Below are 18,811 nucleotides of genomic sequence, written 5' to 3' on the forward strand. Positions count from 1 at the left end.
TTAAAAGCTAAACAAGCTATATGGCCTGCTATTTTTTTACTTTGGCATTCGCAAATGCATCGGCAAACGCGTTACCCATAACCGCATTACCGCTATCGCGTTTAGGTTTAGCTGCCTTTGGTTGCGCGTTGCTAGTGCGCGGCTGTTGTTTTTGTGCAACCGGGGCTGGTTTGTTGCTGGTGTCTATTTCGTCATTTAAACGCATGGTAAAGCTAATACGTTTACGCGAGGCATCTACCTCTACTACTTTAACTTTTACAATGTCGCCCGCTTTAACTACTTCGCGAGGATCAGATATAAACTTATTAGTAATCGCCGAAATATGTACTAAACCATCTTGGTGAACACCCACATCAACAAATGCACCAAAGTTAGCAACGTTCGATACAACACCTTCTAAAATCATGCCTGGTTTTAGGTCACTTATTTTCTCTACACCCGCTTTAAACTCAGCAGTTTTAAACTCTGGACGTGGATCGCGACCCGGCTTATCAAGTTCAGCAATAATATCGGTAACCGTAGGTAAACCAAATTTTTCGTTGGTGTAGTCGTTAGCAACAAGCTTGTTTAAAAATTCGCTGTTACCTATTAACGTGGTTACTTCTGCGTTGTTCTTTTCGCAAATTTGCTTAACAACAGGGTAGGCTTCAGGGTGAACTGATGAGTTATCAAGCGGGTCGTTGCCATTGTTTATTCGTAAAAAACCAGCAGCTTGTTCAAATGCTTTCGGCCCTAAACGTTCAACCTTTTTCAGCTCGCTGCGTTTTGAAAATGACCCATTAGAATCGCGGTAATTTACAATGTTTTGCGCTAAGGTTTTGTTTAATCCTGATACGCGTGTAAGTAAAGGAACCGACGCCATATTTAAATCAACACCTACCGAGTTTACACAGTCTTCCACAACCGCGGTGAGTGTTTGCCCCAGTTGGCTTTGTGATACATCGTGTTGATATTGGCCTACACCAATTGATTTAGGCTCTATTTTAACAAGCTCAGCAAGCGGGTCTTGCAAGCGACGTGCAATCGATACCGCGCCACGTAAAGATACATCTAAGTCAGGAAATTCGTTAGCTGCAAATTCAGATGCCGAGTAAACCGACGCACCCGCTTCGCTCACCATAATTTTATTTAGTTTTAACTCGGTATTTGCTTTCATTAGCTCAGCAACCAATTTATCTGACTCGCGCGACGCTGTACCGTTACCAATGGCAATCAGTTCTACTTTGTGTTGTCGGCAAAGTTGCTCTAATGTACGCAGTGATTTATCCCAATGGTTTTGCGGGGCATGAGGAAAAATAGTTTGCGTAGTTAGCAGTTTACCTGTGCTGTCTACAACAGCAATTTTGCAACCGGTACGTAAACCGGGATCAAGTCCAAGTGTTGTGCGTGGACCTGCAGGTGCCGCCATTAGTAAGTCTTTTAAGTTTTTAGCAAATACATCAATAGCGCCTGCTTCTGCTTTTTCGCGCATGGCTGCAAAAAACTCGTTTTCTAAGTGTAAACCTAGCTTAATTTTCCACGCCCATTGCACCACGCTTAAAAGCCAAGCACTCGCTGTTTGGTCGGTAATATTTAAGCGGTAGTGCTGTGCAATCATGTTTGCACAAAGTTGAGCGGGGTTTTCTGAACTTGGCTCTGGGTTCACATTTAATTGAAGTATGCCTTCGTTGCGAGCTCGCAGCATGGCTAATGCACGATGAGAAGGAACTTTAGTAAGTAGCTCCTGATGATCAAAGTAATCGCGATATTTAGTGCCAGTTTGTTCTTGACCTTTAATTACTGTGCTTTGGATTGCACCGTTTTGGCTTATGTGACTTCTTAATTTAGCGAGTAATTTTGCATCTTCAGCAAAACGCTCCATTAAAATAAACTTAGCACCATCAAGCACGGCTTTTATGTCATTAAAACCATTTTCGGCATTAATGTACTGCTCAGCGTGCTGCTCAGGGTTTAAACTCGCGTCGGTAAATAACGCATCGGCTAGGGGCTCTATGCCTGCTTCTATGGCTATTTGGCCTTTGGTGCGGCGCTTTGCTTTATAGGGAAGATATAAATCTTCGAGTTCTGTTTTACTTTGCGCGCTAGTGATGTCGGCTTTAAGCTCTACGGTGAGCTTTTTTTGAGATTCAATGGTCGATAAAATAAAGCTACGACGTTCTTCAAGTTCTCGAAGGTAAGATAAGCGCTGCTCTAGCAAGCGTAATTGAGTGTCATCTAAACCGCCGGTGACTTCTTTTCTGTAGCGGGCAATAAAGGGAACTGTTGCGCCTTCATCAAGTAATTTTGTTGCAGCAACAACTTGTTGTTGTTGTGCATTTAGCTCACTGGCTAAACGTGCAGAGATATCGCTCATGCAAAAACCTTTTTAAACAAAAAATAAGACCAGAAATAAATATCTGGGTCGGCTAATTGCTTGAATAATATCACATGAAGTTGTAATAAAAAGCTCTTAAAGCAAGCTATTTAACTTGCTTTAAGACGGTTGCTTTAGTTGAGACAGTTAAGCGATAAAACAGCCTCTAATGAGGGTGGTCTACGCTTTCTAGTACGTCGCTAAACGAGTTGGCAATTGGGCTAATATGCAGCGGAATATGCAATGTTTTAGCTATTTGGCGAGCTGAAATTAATCCACATATTTCGTTATTAGCTGTTGTGACTAATAAAAACATCGACCCTTGATGCTCCATTGTTTGCAAAGCATCGCCCACACAGGCATAACTTAAGCTTTGCATGCTGACACCCATTAGCTGGTTTATTGGTGTCATTATATGGCGAAGGCTTACTTCATTTCGTGGTGTGTTTAAACGTTGAGCAATAATAGTAATTTTAGCGCTTTGTAAATCAGCACTTGAAACAATACCTATTAGCTTGTGGTCATCATCTATCACTAATACAAAGTCAGACTGCTGGCTGCTCGTTTGTTTAAGCGCATCAGCGATTGTTGTTTCGTGATGTGCTCGAACAGGTGTTTTTTGCGTAAAGTTATTCACCATTTTTAAAGCGGGTGAGGCTAAATCGATTAACGGTTGATTGTCAGCAAATGGTTTTGCAATAACCCCATGAGAAACATTTTGAGTACGTAATTCTTTAAAGTTAGACATAATATCCACCTATTAGTTAAAAATTTAATTAAATTGAAAGTAATAAATTAAATTAAATAACAGGGGGCCCACGTTGGTACGCAGTGCTAAACGGTCTACTAAAAGATGAACTCTTGTAAAAAGAGTGAGCGCCTTTAGGGAGTGGTTGAGCTGCCTTAAGGGAAGTGACATCAACAAATGAATCTTCGTCAAAGTCAGGGGTTGCCTGATCGGGAATATCTAGGGCAATTAAATTATTTAAAACGGTTGGGTGTTCTAGGTTGGTGTGTTGGTTGCTGGCATGCAAAGTCAAACTCACACTCATAAAAAGTGCAAGCAATACGGCATTACTAAATATGCGCTGTACTACGTTTGACATAACCATTACAACCTTTGCTAATCTCACATTAAAATTATGTGCGAGCTATTTATATATAGCCTAATGCCATAATTTAAACAATCAAAAGTTAATATGATCTGAATCAAATGCTACTTAGCCGTTTTTTGATACTCAATTGAGTTTATGTACCATTCTTTTTTTCCCTGCGGTGTCATTACTACAAAATCGTCATCAACTTGTTTTTTAATCAGTGCCCGGGCCATGGGTGAGTCGATAGAAATATAGTCTTTTCTGTCGTAAATTTCGTCTGGGCCGACAATTCTGAACTTTTTTATGTCGCCTTGCTCATTTTCTATTTCGACCCACGCACCAAAAAATACTTTTCCGTCTTGCACGGGGGAGTAATCAATAATATTTAAATCGGGAATACGCTTTCGTAAATAACGAACGCGTCGGTCTATTTGGCGCAGCAATCGCTTATTATATTGATATTAGAACCCCACCCAAATACATACTAAAATCACTATTTTGATACTTGCTAGATACTAAAAGAGAGCTAAGATTAAGTAAAAGTAAATATACTATATAATAAAAAGTATGGCATATATCCAAAAAATAAACGTAAAGTATCATGACAGAGAGACTGGTAGTGTTTGTGAGTTACCAGCTCTTTATACAGAGAAAGGTGTCGTGATATCACATATTAGATACCTTGCGTGGTACAGCTCTAAAAGCGAATCTTGGAAAGAACGTTCGATATTTTCTTTAAAGCTTCTACTCACATATATTGATGCCGTACCTAACTTTGAAAGCTCAACTTTATTATTAAAAGGCTTTACTAAAGCGCTACTTGTAGGAACAATCGATTATGAAAAAATGGATGATGAACTTGGATTGTATTGGAAGGCGAGAAAGCCTAGAGATGCAAATAATATATTATTTCATATAACGCATTACTCTGATTTTTTGGCCTTACAGGAAGGGTTTGACTCATCAAGGATAAACCCCTTTAGAAAAGCAACAAGTTATGAAGAAAGGTTAAATTGGTGTGCTTATTATCATAAGCATGCAAATGTGTTCTTAAATCACTTATCTAATCAAAAAGACGCTGCCTTTAACGCACAGAGAGTAAGGTTTATTGATCGGTTATTAGAGCCTAAAATCAATAATGAAAAAGCGATGAAATTCCCCGATGATCACTTTGAAAAGCTTCTTTATATTGGAATGGTAAAAGACTCAACACCAGATTATAAATCTCAAGCTATGACCATGTTATTAAATTATGGTGGGTTGCGTAAAAGTGAGCTATTTCATCTTTATGTTTCAGATATAACTTTACATCCAATATATCAAGATGAAGCATTAGTTAGGGTCTATCATCCTGAAATAGGTCGCTCACCTGATAGTAGTTTTGCAAATAGGCGAGAATACTTACTCGAAAGCACTTCTTATAAACCAAGAAATTCATACCGATTATCGGAAAGATTATATGCGGGTTGGAAATCACCTTTACTCACAAATAAAGATGGTTATTTTGAAGTGATATTTAATCCACCGGAAAAAGCAAAAGAGTTTTTAATATCTTGGGCTAACTATCTAAAATATCAACGTGTAGAGCCGGCAAAAACAGATACTCACCCATTTGCATTTACTAACTCCACAGGAACGCCTGAAACGATAAAAAACTTTCAGCGGATTCATAAAAGAGCGGTTAAAAAAATTGGGCTTGAAGCCAAAAAAGAACTCGGAACCACTGAACATGGACACAGACATGCATATGGTTATCGAGCACGAAAGCTTGGTTTAAGCCAAGTTGAAATTCAAAAAGCAATGCATCATAAGAGCTCTCTATCCTGCTTGGTATATATACAACCAACATCAGAAGATATTCGTAATAAGATGAGGGAGATCAAATGAGTAAGCGTAAAGGTAACTCAAGCCTGACCTCAAATCCTCCATTAAATATACCAGTATCAATAAAAACATTGGATGAATACAAAGCAATATGCAAAAGCAACGGTATCACTAACTCAAGGCTACATTTAGAAAATTATAAAAGCATACCAGGTCTAGTTGCACATCCAGAGAGAGTTTTTAAGGATGAGTGGGTAAGCTATAAAGATACATTTGATGTCCCTGATTTTTATTCATATGACAAATTAAAGAATATTCTTAAGCCATTAGCTCTCCAATCACAAAAGGAATACAGGGCATTTGTTAAAAAGCAAGATGACCCTCAAATACCAAATGACCCACAGGGGGTATGGGAAAGTGAATGGGAAAATTGGTTTAAATTTTTAGGTAAAAAAGAGCCTTACAATTTAAAATTTATTGCAAAACCATATATAGCTTGGGCTGTAAAAATAGAAGAATTTATGACCCAAGCATTAGGCGGAGGTTCTAAAAACTCTTTGCTTTGTCGATTCGTTCGAATCTATATAGAAAAACACGATAAAAGCTTAACTCCAGAAGCATTTCTTACAAAGCAAAAGGTTAATATCAGACCCTTAAAGCAAGAATTAGAAAAGTTGAATACCGATAATATGCGGCGTAACTTGATAATTGCAGTGAATGAATTTTTAGACTTTGTGATTACCAACGATCTAACTAGTGAAGATGAGGAGACTGGCGAGATCATTCGAGTAATGGATGCTAGAAATCCTTTATCGCTTCTATCAAATTCAGCAAGTGTGATGTCTCCGCAGCGCGCTGAATCAACTAAACCTTGCTTGCAGTATTACTTTGTTAAAAAGGCCCAAGAGTGGATAATTCCAGCTAATGCAAAAACTTTTAAAGACCTAAAGCATTTGCAAAAATTTGATGCTGATTGGCTGAAAGTATCATCGAAGGAAGTAGATCGAAGTGACCCTGATTGCGTGATAAAAAAGATTGGAGATCAGCTTTATATGTGGTCTCCAATAAATTGGTTGCATACGTTTACTTTGACAAAAGTTCCATTGCGGGGTCGTCAGATTGCATATAATGATTCAGGTGAAGCAGATGATGTAATAGCAAATGTTGATCAGAATGGAAAAATAATTTGGGAAAAAAATAAATCTATTTTTTCTGGGTTAACAAAAAACCAAGCGTTTATCAAAAGAATGCCTGACGATAACGCAGGGATGTTTATCACTACAAACAAAACAAGTAATAATGGTCAAGGTTATTCAATACCTTGGATACCTGAAGACCTTATTTATTGGTTAGTAAAACTTCGTAAATGGCAGCAAAAATATAATCCTATAGATAACCCTACGAACTGGTCTAATTGTAAAAGAACAAATTTAAATGAGTTGCAACTTAAGGCTAAAGGAATAAATTGTTTTTTATTTAGGGCGTATCAGGATGTTGAGCCACAAAGTGTTGGTAATTCGCTAACACCAAGGTTAGCTGCCGCACTCTATAATGTTCAACCATCAAATTTAGAGCTTGCAACGCTATCAGGGAAGGAAACAACGTTAAATCAGTATAAGTCTAAATATACCCCTCACTCAATGCGTGTGAGCCTTATAACGGCTTATATCATGGAAATGGGGATGCCTATTGAAATAGTTATGAAAGTTGTGGGGCACTCATCAATTGTAATGTCTATTTATTACTGCAAAATTACGCAAGGTGATATTAGAAAGCGGCTAGAGCAGGGCGAGAAAGAAGCATTAAAAACGAGGGTTGACGCCACTCAGAGTTTAATTGAACAAAATAAAATAGAGAAAGTAAAAAATGAGCTGGTATCAAATAATGAAGAGTTACTAAATTCACTAACAAATTCTATTCCAGCAGGGAACTTCATTTTCAGGGATTATGGTATCTGCCCATATGCCGCGACTCGTTGTGAAGATGGCGGAGAACTTAATGGTAGTGGAACATCATTACGTGTACCGGCTCCATCTGGTTATCTAGGGACGCAAAATTGTCTTCGTTGTCGTCATTTTATTACAGGCCCCGCATTTATTGGTGGGTTGCTATCCATCACTAATGAAATATTATTTCACTCTAACACCCAGTCATCTCAATGCACAAAGCTACAAAGTAAAATTACTATGCTTGAGAAAAGTTTAGATGAATTAGATCGCCAAGAGTATGTAGCTAATTTAAAAAATGAAAAAATTGACTTATCAGAGCGTAAAATTCTTGAGTTAAAAATAAGAAAAACTGAGTCAGAATATGAAAGTGCAGCAAAAAAAATGGATATGCTTTTATGTGACTTACAGTCGTCCTACAAGCTAATTAAAATGACACAATCAATAGCTAATCAAAAAGACAGCTTGTCCCTAGTTAAAATGAGTGATTCAGAAATAGAGATATCTTTAGAAGAGACATCTTCATTTGAGCAACTTCAAGAGGTTTGCGAAAATGCAACGATTTATGAGTCGGCCAATGCATCGCATGCCATAATTCCAAGATCTCAACAGTTGGATAAAATGGCTGTATTCAATGAAATATCTCCCGGCTTATTCTTACTCACAGAAGAGCAACAATTGCACGCTGGAAATCAATTAGCGCGCCTTTTAAAGTCTCGTTTAAAAACATGGTCAAAAGTTAGTCGTGTAATTAATTGTGATATTAAGCTCTCAGACCTTTTTGGTGATGAACAGATTTCAAAGTCTGAAATCGAATTTATTAATAAGAATAATACGTTAATTAATAGTGAGTTATGAGTATTTCACCTGAAGATCTACTAACTGAATTACAAAAAGGTTGCTCTGCTAAGATTAGTGAAACCCTCGAAGCAATCTATATGGTTTGTATGGAGCAAAGAAAAAGAGGTGTTGATGACTATTCTATTTCTACAATATCAAAGTTAGGCACTCAACGAGGGGTTCCAAAAGCGCAAAGTATTCGTAATAAATCGGGTGAAAAGTATAGAGCACTTATTGCATCATTTGCAGAGAGCAGCCCAGTAAAAGATCTTGGTAAGCAAAAGCATCAAGAGTTGGATTGGATAGATGAAATAAACAATCCAAAGCATCGATTGCTAGCAAAAATTCAAGCTTCCGAGCTAATTGCGACTCGAAAAAAGTTACAAGAAATTATTCCACCAAACCTTAAAATTGATATTTATGACTACAAGTCTACTGGGCTTGGTTCTGAGCATAAACTATCGACTCAAGAGCGCAGAGCATTAGAATACTTATTATCAAATAGCTTTCAAAGCAAATGGAAATTAACGTCAACCGATTATGGAGAGCTTATTGATGAAAATAAGCAGGCAGTTTTTAAAGCGGCTACCCTTGACGCTATAAAAAAAGCTTTAGAGTTTTTATAGTCACAATATTTATAAGTACACACTCAAATCTAATTTGCCTGTCTGTTTATTTGTAATCTTTATGGTTTAGTCATTCTATTTCATTAGTTTCGCAGTTGTAATGGACAAAGATCATATCGCTAGTGAGATCCTCTATTTCCCACGGACAGCCTATTGAGTTTAAAGTTTGCAACCCCAAGTGATAATCAGATATAAAGTCCATAAATCTATCAACAATCAGCTTGTAGTTGGAGTTATTATTATGTTTTGGAAGTAATAACTTGAATACTTTTCCATTTTCAGCCTCGGCGTGGATTGAACACGCAAGTGAAAATGGGTTGTTAGAGCTTATCTTCCCTTCTGTTGCAAATAAAGTTGGCTCAATTCTAGGTTCTGACATAGCCTTATCGGTCAATTTTGATAACTTATCTTTTAGCAGTGAGTAGTGCTCTTTACCCATTTCTTTTAGAAAAACATCAAAATAGCTTTTAGCAATGTATGCCATTATAGTAGGAAAGATAAACCATTCAGCGCACATCATTGCGCCCATAGGTTCTCTAGTTTCAACTATAATTTTTAAACCATCTGCTTTTACTCCAATTTCAAACTCCCTGAAAATTTCATCAGGTAAATTTTCTTCAAATATTAATCCGATATCAGGTTTTTGCACAAGTAATCCTTAGGTAGAGTAATAATACTCTGTTCATTTTTTACTGATAACTACCCATGGCCTAAGACCATGGATAGTGTTTGTTATATCTTATTGTCGTAGCATCACCAAGTAGTGCAAGTTCTGCATGGTGATGCTACAAAAAGCTATAAAAGCTCAGAAAGTTTTCTAATTAAACCAATCCAATCGCTTCGATTAGGTCTTTTGCTATTTCTGTTAGCGACTAAATCAGTAGTTGTCTTAGTTACCCACACGGTTAAACTAATACATGTAGGGTCGGTAAGAGCCAGCGATAGATTAATTAGCCTCAAAAGCACCCACGACTTACTAATACTTATATCGTCTAAATATTTCGTATCAGCTGTCTTAAGTGATATTTGACCTGAATTTAAATCATTTGATTCTCCGTTTTTGTTATTATTACTCTCATTTTCGTGCATATAGTACTCCTTTGTCGTATGAACATATTAATTTCTTCATGTGTATAAAAATTCATATTGGAAATTCCAAGTTGTTGAATAATTAAAAGTTGAGGTTTTACCTCGCTAGTTTTCTCATTACTTTTTTCTTTCTTTCTTAAAACTTACATATCGACCTCCTCATAGATGTTTGACAATACCAGAATTCATAGGTACTATTATGGTGTCTAAATATTTCGTATCCGCTGTTGTGTAACTAGTCAATTAAGATTAGTTACAAGCACGAAAAAAACTGGTAAGGCCTAAAGCCAAACCAGCTGGTTTGTTGTTACATCTTCTCTCGATTTTATAAATCGAACTTTATTGATTATTAAATTAAAACCTACCTAATTATATAAACCTAAAAAATTTAGAAACTTTAACCACAACCCAACTAATTTTATTATAACTTAATCTCTAAGTGTATATGTTTAAAGTCAACATGTCAAGTTTTAAAAGTCAATAGCTCTTTTATATTTATTTTAGTTCAGCAAGCTCATGTTGCGCTTTGGCTTTGAGTGTTTTTAGCTTGAGTTTGTAGTGAAAAGATGCTTTGACTATTCGTACTTTATTTTATTAATAAACCAGCTTGTTTTGCCTTCGGGGGCATCAACAATAGCTTCATCATCTACCTCTTTTTTTAGAAGTGCTCGGGCCATAGGTGAATCGATTGAAATACAATCTTTTCTTTCATAGAGCTCATCAGGTCCAACTATTTGAAGATTTTTAATATCTCCGTTTTCATTTTCAATTTCAACCCAAGCACCAAAAAACACTTTTCCGAATTGTTGGGGAGATGGATCAATAATACGAAGATCAGTTAAGCATTTTCTTAAATATCTAATTCTTCTATCTATTTGCCTTAGTAAGCGTTTATTGAAGGTATAGTCAGCATTATCCGAACGGTCTCCTAAGCTAGCAGCCCAAGCGACTATTTTAGTCACCTCAGGACGTTTTTTTTCCCATAAGTATTCATGTTCTTCTTTTAATTGGTTAAAGCCTTTGCGAGTGACTAAGTTTGTTTTCACACCAATCTCTTCAAATAGTTAATTTCGAACATTAATGACAACAATTTAATAAAGAAGGCTTTATACCTCTCCACCTTATTGTTATCACACCGTTTTTACCAAATCATTCTACTGCATGTATTGCTCTAGTAAAAGAAGTCTGAGGGTGCAGAAAAACAGGAATATTATTCCGCTCTATTATTTGGGTTTTAGGTAAAAGTTCAACTAACCTCAGTTCATTGATCTAATACATTGAAATTAATATGACTGATTTATACATTTGTTATGAGCAAGAAGTAAATGAGCGTGAGATTATAATAATTAATGAGTATTGGAGCCTAGCAAGCTCTGAGATACCGAGTTTCACTTATTCAGTTAAAGAGCATAACGAACTCTATAAGATCTATAAAAGTGATGTTGGAAATCTTGCTAATTTAATTAAAAAAAAGAGCAGTGTTAGTTGCTGTCATCCTAGCTTTATATGTGACAGTTGTAAGTCAAAAATGACTACTTCATCAAGACATGTGTGTTTGTCTAGGTTAAAACAAACATCCTATACATGTGACCGTTGTGAAATGATAGCGGTAGAGAAAATTAAAAAAGAGTCATTAGATATTATTAACGCCTACAAAAACAAGATGTTGCAATCGGACTACAGTTTTTCGTCTTTAACATACGTTGAAAAGCTATGCTTGTTTATACTACTTACTGAATATCACTCAGCGGATAAGCAACCGTTGAGAATAAACCCTGAATCTTTACATTTAACTGGTTGCGATGAGGTCGATATAAAATACATACGAAGCCTTAAATCGAAAGGTGTGTTGGCTATAGTTGATTCGGTTCCTGATGAGGTTATTCAAGCTAATAATCAATTAAATTACAATCGGTATCGAGTAACAAGTTTTTGGGCTCCAGCAGAGGTAAAGCGAGGTGATAGTGAGTTTAGCCCTGGTATATATCTGCGCTATACAAATGAATTTGAATCATCCGCTGAGCTTCAACAAAAATTGTATTCTGAAATATGCTCTCGAAAGTTTAAAGAAAGCGATATTGAAGAGCTCCGCATACTGATAAATGATATAAGACTAAACAACTTTTATAACATCATTACTTGGGTAAGCGAAGAGTTTCGAATCCATATTGAGAGCTCTTTGAAGTTAGAAGGGTTACTTAATCATTGTGCAAAGAATCATTCGCTTCTTGCCATTTGCTATTGTATATACTCAAATGCGGAAAAGGTGGCAGCAAAGCTTCATAGCCGAGATACACCAATATACATAGCAAATAAGCTGTTCACTAAGTTGTTTGACGATTATCTTACTATGGCTTCAGATAGAGGTTGGTCACTCACATATACAAAAAGATTACCAGATACAGTTGAAACATCTCCGCTCGAATCTTTAGTTAGCAGTCACTTTTGTGGTAATTACTTTAACTGGTTTTTATTGAACACTAATGAAATATTTGATTATTGGATTTCAGGTGCAGACCTTAATACAGAGTTACTCAGGGTTGAAGCTAAGTGATGATTATTTAACTATATGAGGGATAGTAAAGACATATCCCCCTCGTGATTTTACCCTGACTTTACGGTCAGGCATCATAAGTTAACAGTCAGATAAAAGTAAGGAAAATCATGACAAAACCCAAAGTTTTACAATTTCATTTTATAAGCTAACATAGATGAAATCATATATAATCCAATAGCATATCTCTATTCTTTAAGGCAAATTTATAATATTTATCATCTGATGTAGATTCGTTAGTATCTATATGCCATTGTTTAGTAATAACCCAAATTAATGCTGCCTTTTCCATTATGATTAATTCATTTTGATCTGGTTTCATTCCGTAGTCACTGCGTAAATTTTCTTTTGCCTTATCATTTAAATTAGGGTGTATTGTTAGTATTACTGGGACTGATAAATTCCAATTGCGATCTTGAGCTAATGATTCATAAGGTAATTGCAACTTAGCTTCACCATTTATATTCTCAACTTTATCTATACGTGAGAAATTAAAGTTTTTGAAGGCATATTTTTCTTTTTCACTTCTATCGTAAGCCCTAAAGATCCAATTTTTTCCATCACTTAAAATAGTTAATGGAACTAAAGGACGAGGTGTATGCTTATCACTATTTGCAGATAGATAGGTACAGCTAATAGCATGTAAATTAAACATAGCACGAGTGACTTTTGCTACATCATCAATGTCAGTTTGGTCCGGAACTACACCTATTCTTGAATAAGGTAAAAATGGGTTACGAGAAAGTTTATTTTTGTTGAAGCCGTGGGTTAGCATTCCAAGAGCTATATTTACACTAATTTCTATTAATGGTTGGTATGTCTCAGTTCGAATACTATTAACTTTTTGGCTTCTATCATATTCTAAATTATCCGGTCGAAGTTCACTGTATTGAGCTATTAATTTAGATGCGCTTGCATCAGATAGATCAAACTCATCAAGTAAGTCACTTCTTTTTACAATCCCAGTAAACCTTAATTTAAAATCAATAAATGCAATTCTTTCTGCATTAGATCCTACAACCGATTGAAGCATAAGGTAATTCATAGAGTTATTCATTATTAATTATCCATTAAATAATAATTTCCATGCGTTATTATAGTGAATAACCCAACAAACAGCAAATAACACGTGTAATTATTGGATGTGTTCTGTTGATCTAGGTTTCTTTACATGTATAATTAGCGATGAGTATATTTAAGATCCTCTTGCCAATGTTAAGATCTTAATGTACTGTAATACTACATGTTGTGTTGTTAATTTTGTTTTGACACTAAATGTAGTGTTTTAGGCAAGAGCAATCCTTGTAGGATGAATGCAAGATGTATAACTTTATGAATGGATTTTATATGAAATTCTGGAAGTTAGGGTGTTACTTAATGGCGCGGGAACGCCACTAAGTAACCAGTATGCAATCACATAGAGAACACACTTAGGAATGTTTAACCAAACCTTGGAAGGCTGAATTTAGTCTATTTGGTAATACATTTCAACTTGTGTCTTTATTTAATTTTATTAAATGAGGCATTTAAAATGCGCAAAGCTAAATTCGTGCTATTTCAAAGCACAAAAAATGATGAATACTATTTCCATCTTAAAGCTGGAAACGGCGAAATAATTTTAGATAGCGAAGGATATACTACTAAAGCAAGTTGCTTGAATGGTATTGCGTCAGTAAAAGAAAACTCACAAAACCTCAAGCATTTTAAGCTACTAGTAGCTAAAAATGGAGAAGACTACTTTAACTTGGTTGCCGGTAATGGTGAAGTTATTGGTAGCAGTGAAACCTACAAGTCAAGACAAGGCCGTGACAATGGTATTGAATCAGTTATGGTCAATGCACCTAGCGCTGAAATAATAGATTCTACAACTGAACATAATCAATCAGAGCCAGAAAATGAAATTACCATTATCATTAACGGCCGCCCAAAAATTGTGAGAGAGAAAAAACTTTCGTTCATAGATATCATTAAATTGGCTTTCGGTAGCTATCTTGATAATGATCGCACAGTTTATACTATGACTTATAAAAAAGCGGTAGATAAGCATCAGGGCAGTTTAGTATTAGGTGAAGAGTTAAAAATTAAATCGGGGGTGATTATCAATGTCACATCAACTGATAAATCTTAGTCCCGATTTAAAAAAGCTTTCTGATGAAGGCTTTAGTCTTGAAATACGAGATACTCACGTTTTAGTACATGATATTCCTTATGTTAATAGTAATAAGGAAATTCAGTATGGAACGATGATCACTTCTTTAACTATAGAATCAGGTTGTGCAGGTAAGCCAACAACTCATGTAATGCATTTTTCAGGTGAACAACCATGCAATATTGATGGTTCTGAAATTGTGCAGATTAAACATACGACCTGTCGAGAAAATTTAACAGGAAATATTATTTCCGATCGTTCTTTCTCGAATAAACCTCAAGGAGGTTATTCAGACTATTACGAAAAATTCTCTCGATATATTTTAATTGTTTCAGCTCCTGCAAAATCGATTGATGGGACAGTTAAATCCAATCCGTATAAACCTGTAACATCAAAAAGTGATGATGTTACAGTTTTTAATTATCTGGATACCAATGCAAGCAGAGCCGGTATCGCTGCAATAACATCTAAAGTAAAGCATCAGAAAATCGCGATAATCGGTTTGGGTGGAACAGGATCGTATATTTTAGATTTGGTTGCCAAGACCCCAGTTAAAGAGATTCATCTTTATGATGGTGATGACTTTGTACAGCATAATGCTTTCAGGTGCCCTGGTGCTACGGCATTAGAAGATCTTCAACAGGGAAGAAAAAAAGTTGATCACTTTAACGCTCAGTATAGTCAGATGCGATCAGGAATATTCGCTCATGCTGAATATATTACAAGCGAGAATATTACACAGCTTCATCAATATGATTTTGTTTTTATTAGTGTTGATAATGGAGCTATCAAAGAGTTAATTTTTAATCATTTAACTCAAATGAAAATTTCATTTATTGATGTCGGAATTGGTATTCAAAAAGATAATGATAAGTTGTCGGGAATACTGAGAACTACGGCTGCAACTCCAGACAAGCACGATCATTTATCAAAAAATGTATCATTTATTAATAGCGATGAAAATGAATACACAACCAATATCCAATTACCCGAATTGAATAGCTTAAATGCGAGCTTTGCCGTTATCAAGTGGAAGAAGTTAAGCGGGATTTACCATGATCATGACGAGGAACACGATAGTACTTATACGATAAATGCCAATATGCTTTTAGGTAGTGATTATGTTGCGGCATAAGTTTGTTGAGTTTATGCCTGACGATATATCGCCAGGCATTCTATATGTTTCGATGAATTATGGTACTGCTATTCATAAATGTTGTTGCGGTTGTGGTGAAGAGGTTGTAACACCCTTTAGCCCTACTGATTGGAAAATAACATTTGATGGAGACAATGTCTCGTTATCACCTTCAATAGGTAATTGGTCTTTTAAATGTCAGTCCCATTACTTTATACGTAATGGTCGTGTTGATTGGTGCCAGAGTTGGACTAAACAACAGGTTAGCGATAATAGAAAGGAAGACTCTTTAAATAAGCAATTACACTTCCAGGAAAATAAAACTAAAGAGGTAACTGCAAAGTTAGGTTTTATCAGCTGGATTAAAAGGTTATTGAGAATTTACAAGTAGTCACTTTTACATATCTCAATGGGCTCTAAAGTTACTTTAAGGCCCATTCATATCAAAATTATTGTTAATCCTATCTTGTGTAGTCAGCCATATATAAAAAACACAGTATGACTTTGTAAAAAGTAAAATTTTCCTCATAGTATTACTTAAGTGGTTGTAGCTTGTTATATTGATAGGGCTCCGCTTACCGTAATCTGCAGACATGAAACTTATTTTTTGAGTGTGGAATTGCTTATTAAATACCAATAGTAAGTCACTATCTGAAAGTATATTGCTTCATATATCGGTAATTTAGTATAGAGTATAGTATGTGTACTATATTCAGCTAATTGTTTTTATTGGCTTTAAAATAAAATAGTATATTTTGTGGGGTTATAACTACATGTCGGCGTTTTCAGAGCGATCGCCTAAGCTTGCTGCCCAGCTAACTATTTTTGTTACTTCAGGGCGTTTTACATTCCACAGGTGGTCGTGTTCTTGTTGCAGTTGCAAATAGCCTTCACGGGTAATTAAATTTGTTTTCATCGACTTTTAATTATTAGCTTCAATGATGGGCACGGTAATAAACTTAGAAAAATTTGTCGAGCTTAAAGTGTTTAAAGCAGCCATTATTGTTGTTTGAAATGTTCAGTAACAATCTAAGGCCGTAATTAGTTTTTGATTATTTGGTTTTTCATTTATATTAATACTTAATTGGATATAAAAATAAGAAACAGGTAATGGGACACGAAACGACAAAAGTATTGGTTGTAGACGACGATATGCGCTTACGTAGCTTATTGGAGCGTTATTTAGTAGAGCAAGGTTTTATTGTAAGAACCGCTGCAAACTCAGAGCAAATGGATAGGCTTTTAGAGCGAGAAAACTTTCACTTAATGGTACTCGACTTAATGCTTCCCGGTGAAGATGGCTTATCTATTTGCCGTAGGTTACGCCAAAAAGAAAACGAAATCCCTATTGTTATGCTCACCGCAAAGGGCGACGAAGTCGACCGTATCATTGGCTTAGAGCTTGGCGCAGATGATTACATTCCAAAGCCATTTAATCCTCGTGAGTTACTTGCGCGCATTAAAGCCATATTACGCCGCCGCGCTAAAGAAGTGCCAGGTGCGCCCGCCGCAGAAGAAAACCTAATTGCCTTTGGTAAATTTACGCTTAATTTAGCCACTCGTGAAATGAGCGAAGGCGATAAAACAATATCGCTAACCAGTGGCGAGTTTGCCGTACTTAAAGCGCTTGTGTCACACCCAAGAGAGCCGCTTAGCCGCGATAAACTCATGAACTTAGCGCGTGGTCGAGATTACAGTGCTCTAGAGCGCAGTATTGATGTGCAAGTGTCGCGCCTTCGCCGCATGATTGAAATTGATGCGGCTAACCCGCGTTATATTCAAACTGTGTGGGGCTTAGGGTACGTGTTTGTTCCTGACGGTGAAAAGTAGTTTTTATGGGATTTTTTCCACGTAGCGCGTTTGGGCAAACTGTATTTTTGGTGGCGGCGTTATTACTTATAAACCAAGTTGTGTCTTATGTAACAGTCAGTTTATATGTTGTAAAACCCACCATAGAGCAAGTTAACTTAATGCTTGCTAAGCAAGTTAAAACTGTTTTTATTGACTGGGAAGACGGTATAGAAATAAACGACGACTTATCAGAAAAGTTTTTTGAAATAACCGGTATTGATGTCATGACCCAGCGCGAAGCCATGCGCCAAGGGCTTGGTCAAACCCGTGAGTACCCGATGCTTTCACGTAGTATGTCTGCGCAGTTAAATGGCTCGGCGCGGGTGCGTATTACGCAAACTGGCCCACTCGTTTATTGGATAGAGGCTCCGCAAGCGCCTGGCTACTGGGTTAAAATTCCGCTTTCAGGGTATCAAGAAAACAACCTCGAATTTTTAACGTTTTACTTATCAAGTATTGGCTTTTTGAGTGTTTTAGGTGGTTGGTTATTTGCACGCCACCTAAACCGCCCGCTTAAAGCACTGCAACAAGCGGCTGTAAAAGTGGGCAAAGGCGATTTTAGCTCCAAGCTAGAAGAAGAAGGCTCTACTGAAGTCATAGAAGTAACGCGTGCGTTTAACCAAATGTCGCGCGGTATCGCTGCCCTTGAAAACGACCGGCGTTTACTTATGGCGGGTGTATCTCACGATTTACGCACACCACTTACACGTATTCGTTTAGCAACCGAGATGATGAGCGACCAAGACGAGTATCTTCGCGAAGGGATTATTTACGATATTGAAGACATGAACGGTATTATCGATCAGTTTATTGAATATTTACGTCACCACAAACGCGAAGAACTCAGTTGTGAAGATATAAACGCGTTAGTGGGTGAAGTCGTTAATTGCGAGTTAAAGCATCAGCGTTCTATAACCTTTAAAAGTAACCCAAGTATAGAGAGTATTCCGCTCAGCAGCGTGGCTATAAAGCGTGTTGTAACTAACATGATTGAAAATGCCATTCGTTATTCTGACGGCGATATAGAGGTACTTAGTTATTATAACTCCAATAAGAAATACGTGGTCATTGCTGTAAACGACAACGGCCCAGGTATTCCTGAAAGTGAATTAGAGTCGGTATTTGAACCGTTTAAGCAAGGTGATGCTGCGCGAGGCAGTGAGGGCAGTGGCCTAGGCCTTGCTATTATTAAGCGCATTGTTGATATGCACGATGGCAAAGTAAAACTTGAAAACCGACCTGAAGGCGGCTTAAGTGCACAAATTTATCTGCCTATAAAAATACAAAACTCTGCACAGTAACCTGTGCAGAGTTTGCTATTTGTAACACTTATATATCTGTAAAACT

Annotated in this window: 16 protein-coding genes and 2 pseudogenes; 9 read left to right on the forward strand and 9 right to left on the reverse strand. The window is 36.6% G+C overall.

The window, feature by feature from the left end; genetic code table 11:
• Positions 1-28: 28 nt before the first annotated feature.
• The 4 genes and pseudogenes from ATS76_RS05705 to ATS76_RS05720 form a co-directional block, all read right to left on the reverse strand.
• Positions 29-2,353 (reverse strand): Tex family protein, encoded by a 2,325-nt coding sequence (locus tag ATS76_RS05705; protein WP_058551387.1) that lies wholly within the window; start codon positions 2,351-2,353, stop codon positions 29-31.
• A gap of 166 nt (positions 2,354-2,519) precedes the next feature.
• A complete protein-coding gene (locus ATS76_RS05710; RefSeq protein ID WP_058551388.1) occupies positions 2,520-3,101 on the reverse strand; it encodes a CBS domain-containing protein in 582 nt (193 codons plus the stop codon).
• Between the two features lie 52 nt (positions 3,102-3,153).
• Positions 3,154-3,459 carry a hypothetical protein gene (locus ATS76_RS05715; RefSeq protein ID WP_058551433.1) on the reverse strand — a complete coding sequence of 102 codons (306 nt, stop codon included), beginning with the start codon at positions 3,457-3,459 and terminating at the stop codon, positions 3,154-3,156.
• 110 nt (positions 3,460-3,569) lie between these two features.
• Positions 3,570-3,911 (reverse strand): annotated as a pseudogene (locus tag ATS76_RS05720) (GreA/GreB family elongation factor); the annotation flags it as partial.
• 106 nt (positions 3,912-4,017) lie between these two features.
• On the opposite strand from ATS76_RS05720, the gene gmtY reads away from it, so the two are divergent.
• Genes gmtY through gmtX form a run of 3 tightly spaced genes read left to right on the forward strand, consistent with a single transcriptional unit; the run spans position 4,018 to position 8,686 of the window.
• Entirely contained in the window at positions 4,018-5,337 is a 1,320-nt protein-coding gene (gene gmtY, locus ATS76_RS05725) for a gamma-mobile-trio recombinase GmtY (RefSeq protein ID WP_058551389.1), read from the forward strand.
• Positions 5,334-8,078 (forward strand): gamma-mobile-trio integrase GmtZ, encoded by a 2,745-nt coding sequence (gene gmtZ, locus ATS76_RS05730; RefSeq protein ID WP_058551390.1) that lies wholly within the window; start codon positions 5,334-5,336, stop codon positions 8,076-8,078. Before gmtY ends, gmtZ begins: the two co-directional genes overlap by 4 nt.
• Positions 8,075-8,686, forward strand: coding sequence for a gamma-mobile-trio protein GmtX (gene gmtX / locus ATS76_RS05735; protein ID WP_235590914.1), 612 nt, complete (start codon positions 8,075-8,077; stop codon positions 8,684-8,686). Before gmtZ ends, gmtX begins: the two co-directional genes overlap by 4 nt.
• Positions 8,687-8,756: 70 nt before the next feature.
• On the opposite strand, the gene ATS76_RS05740 is transcribed toward gmtX, so the two are convergent.
• The 3 genes from ATS76_RS05740 to greB form a co-directional block, all read right to left on the reverse strand.
• A complete protein-coding gene (locus ATS76_RS05740; protein ID WP_058551391.1) occupies positions 8,757-9,335 on the reverse strand; it encodes a hypothetical protein in 579 nt (192 codons plus the stop codon).
• 146 nt (positions 9,336-9,481) lie between these two features.
• Positions 9,482-9,775: a hypothetical protein gene (locus tag ATS76_RS05745; protein ID WP_058551392.1), complete on the reverse strand. Its 294-nt coding sequence runs from the start codon at positions 9,773-9,775 to the stop codon at positions 9,482-9,484.
• 575 nt (positions 9,776-10,350) lie between these two features.
• Positions 10,351-10,821: a transcription elongation factor GreB gene (gene greB / locus ATS76_RS05750; protein ID WP_058551393.1), complete on the reverse strand. Its 471-nt coding sequence runs from the start codon at positions 10,819-10,821 to the stop codon at positions 10,351-10,353.
• Positions 10,822-11,063: 242 nt separating this feature from the next.
• Here greB and ATS76_RS05755 point away from each other — a divergent pair, with 242 nt between their 5' ends.
• Entirely contained in the window at positions 11,064-12,329 is a 1,266-nt protein-coding gene (locus tag ATS76_RS05755; RefSeq protein ID WP_152995627.1) for a hypothetical protein, read from the forward strand.
• Positions 12,330-12,492: 163 nt separating this feature from the next.
• Here the strand turns inward: ATS76_RS05755 and ATS76_RS05760 are convergent, their stop codons facing one another.
• The gene (locus ATS76_RS05760) at positions 12,493-13,386 is read right to left on the reverse strand and encodes a WYL domain-containing protein (RefSeq protein ID WP_058551395.1); all 894 of its coding nucleotides are present in this window, start codon (positions 13,384-13,386) and stop codon (positions 12,493-12,495) included.
• A 474-nt stretch (positions 13,387-13,860) separates the two neighbouring features.
• Here ATS76_RS05760 and ATS76_RS19545 point away from each other — a divergent pair, with 474 nt between their 5' ends.
• The 3 genes from ATS76_RS19545 to ATS76_RS05775 are packed head-to-tail and all read left to right on the forward strand — an operon-like array spanning position 13,861 to position 16,004.
• Complete coding sequence (locus tag ATS76_RS19545) at positions 13,861-14,457, forward strand: multiubiquitin domain-containing protein (RefSeq protein ID WP_008465363.1); 597 nt, start codon at positions 13,861-13,863, stop codon at positions 14,455-14,457.
• Positions 14,432-15,613 (forward strand): ThiF family adenylyltransferase, encoded by a 1,182-nt coding sequence (locus ATS76_RS05770; protein ID WP_058551396.1) that lies wholly within the window; start codon positions 14,432-14,434, stop codon positions 15,611-15,613. Before ATS76_RS19545 ends, ATS76_RS05770 begins: the two co-directional genes overlap by 26 nt.
• Positions 15,600-16,004 carry a DUF6527 family protein gene (locus ATS76_RS05775; protein ID WP_058551397.1) on the forward strand — a complete coding sequence of 135 codons (405 nt, stop codon included), beginning with the start codon at positions 15,600-15,602 and terminating at the stop codon, positions 16,002-16,004. Before ATS76_RS05770 ends, ATS76_RS05775 begins: the two co-directional genes overlap by 14 nt.
• Positions 16,005-16,388: 384 nt before the next feature.
• Here ATS76_RS05775 and ATS76_RS18965 read toward each other — a convergent pair.
• A pseudogene (locus ATS76_RS18965) lies at positions 16,389-16,529 on the reverse strand (transcription elongation factor GreB); the annotation flags it as partial.
• Positions 16,530-16,723: 194 nt separating this feature from the next.
• Here ATS76_RS18965 and ompR point away from each other — a divergent pair.
• Positions 16,724-17,443, forward strand: a complete 720-nt coding sequence (ompR, locus tag ATS76_RS05780; RefSeq protein ID WP_006793806.1) for an osmolarity response regulator transcription factor OmpR — start codon at positions 16,724-16,726, stop codon at positions 17,441-17,443.
• 5 nt (positions 17,444-17,448) lie between these two features.
• Positions 17,449-18,765, forward strand: a complete 1,317-nt coding sequence (gene envZ / locus ATS76_RS05785; RefSeq protein WP_058551398.1) for a two-component system sensor histidine kinase EnvZ — start codon at positions 17,449-17,451, stop codon at positions 18,763-18,765.
• Positions 18,766-18,811 lie beyond the last annotated feature (46 nt).

The sequence above is a fragment of the Pseudoalteromonas sp. 10-33 genome (assembly GCF_001469195.1).
GTDB lineage: Bacteria > Pseudomonadota > Gammaproteobacteria > Enterobacterales > Alteromonadaceae > Pseudoalteromonas.

Bases quoted from the DNA above. Each gene is read 5' to 3' on its own strand.
- ATS76_RS05705 (WP_058551387.1), bottom strand. From the start codon at position 2,353: ATGAGCGATATCTCTGCACGTTTAGCCAGTGAGCTAAATGCACAACAA.
- ATS76_RS05710 (WP_058551388.1), bottom strand. From the start codon at position 3,101: ATGTCTAACTTTAAAGAATTACGTACTCAAAATGTTTCTCATGGGGTT.
- ATS76_RS05715 (WP_058551433.1), bottom strand. From the start codon at position 3,459: ATGTCAAACGTAGTACAGCGCATATTTAGTAATGCCGTATTGCTTGCA.
- gmtY (WP_058551389.1), top strand. From the start codon at position 4,018: ATGGCATATATCCAAAAAATAAACGTAAAGTATCATGACAGAGAGACT.
- gmtZ (WP_058551390.1), top strand. From the start codon at position 5,334: ATGAGTAAGCGTAAAGGTAACTCAAGCCTGACCTCAAATCCTCCATTA.
- gmtX (WP_235590914.1), top strand. From the start codon at position 8,075: ATGAGTATTTCACCTGAAGATCTACTAACTGAATTACAAAAAGGTTGC.
- ATS76_RS05745 (WP_058551392.1), bottom strand. From the start codon at position 9,775: ATGCACGAAAATGAGAGTAATAATAACAAAAACGGAGAATCAAATGAT.
- ATS76_RS05755 (WP_152995627.1), top strand. From the start codon at position 11,064: ATGACTGATTTATACATTTGTTATGAGCAAGAAGTAAATGAGCGTGAG.
- ATS76_RS05760 (WP_058551395.1), bottom strand. From the start codon at position 13,386: ATGAATAACTCTATGAATTACCTTATGCTTCAATCGGTTGTAGGATCT.
- ATS76_RS19545 (WP_008465363.1), top strand. From the start codon at position 13,861: ATGCGCAAAGCTAAATTCGTGCTATTTCAAAGCACAAAAAATGATGAA.
- ATS76_RS05770 (WP_058551396.1), top strand. From the start codon at position 14,432: ATGTCACATCAACTGATAAATCTTAGTCCCGATTTAAAAAAGCTTTCT.
- ATS76_RS05775 (WP_058551397.1), top strand. From the start codon at position 15,600: ATGTTGCGGCATAAGTTTGTTGAGTTTATGCCTGACGATATATCGCCA.
- ompR (WP_006793806.1), top strand. From the start codon at position 16,724: ATGGGACACGAAACGACAAAAGTATTGGTTGTAGACGACGATATGCGC.
- envZ (WP_058551398.1), top strand. From the start codon at position 17,449: ATGGGATTTTTTCCACGTAGCGCGTTTGGGCAAACTGTATTTTTGGTG.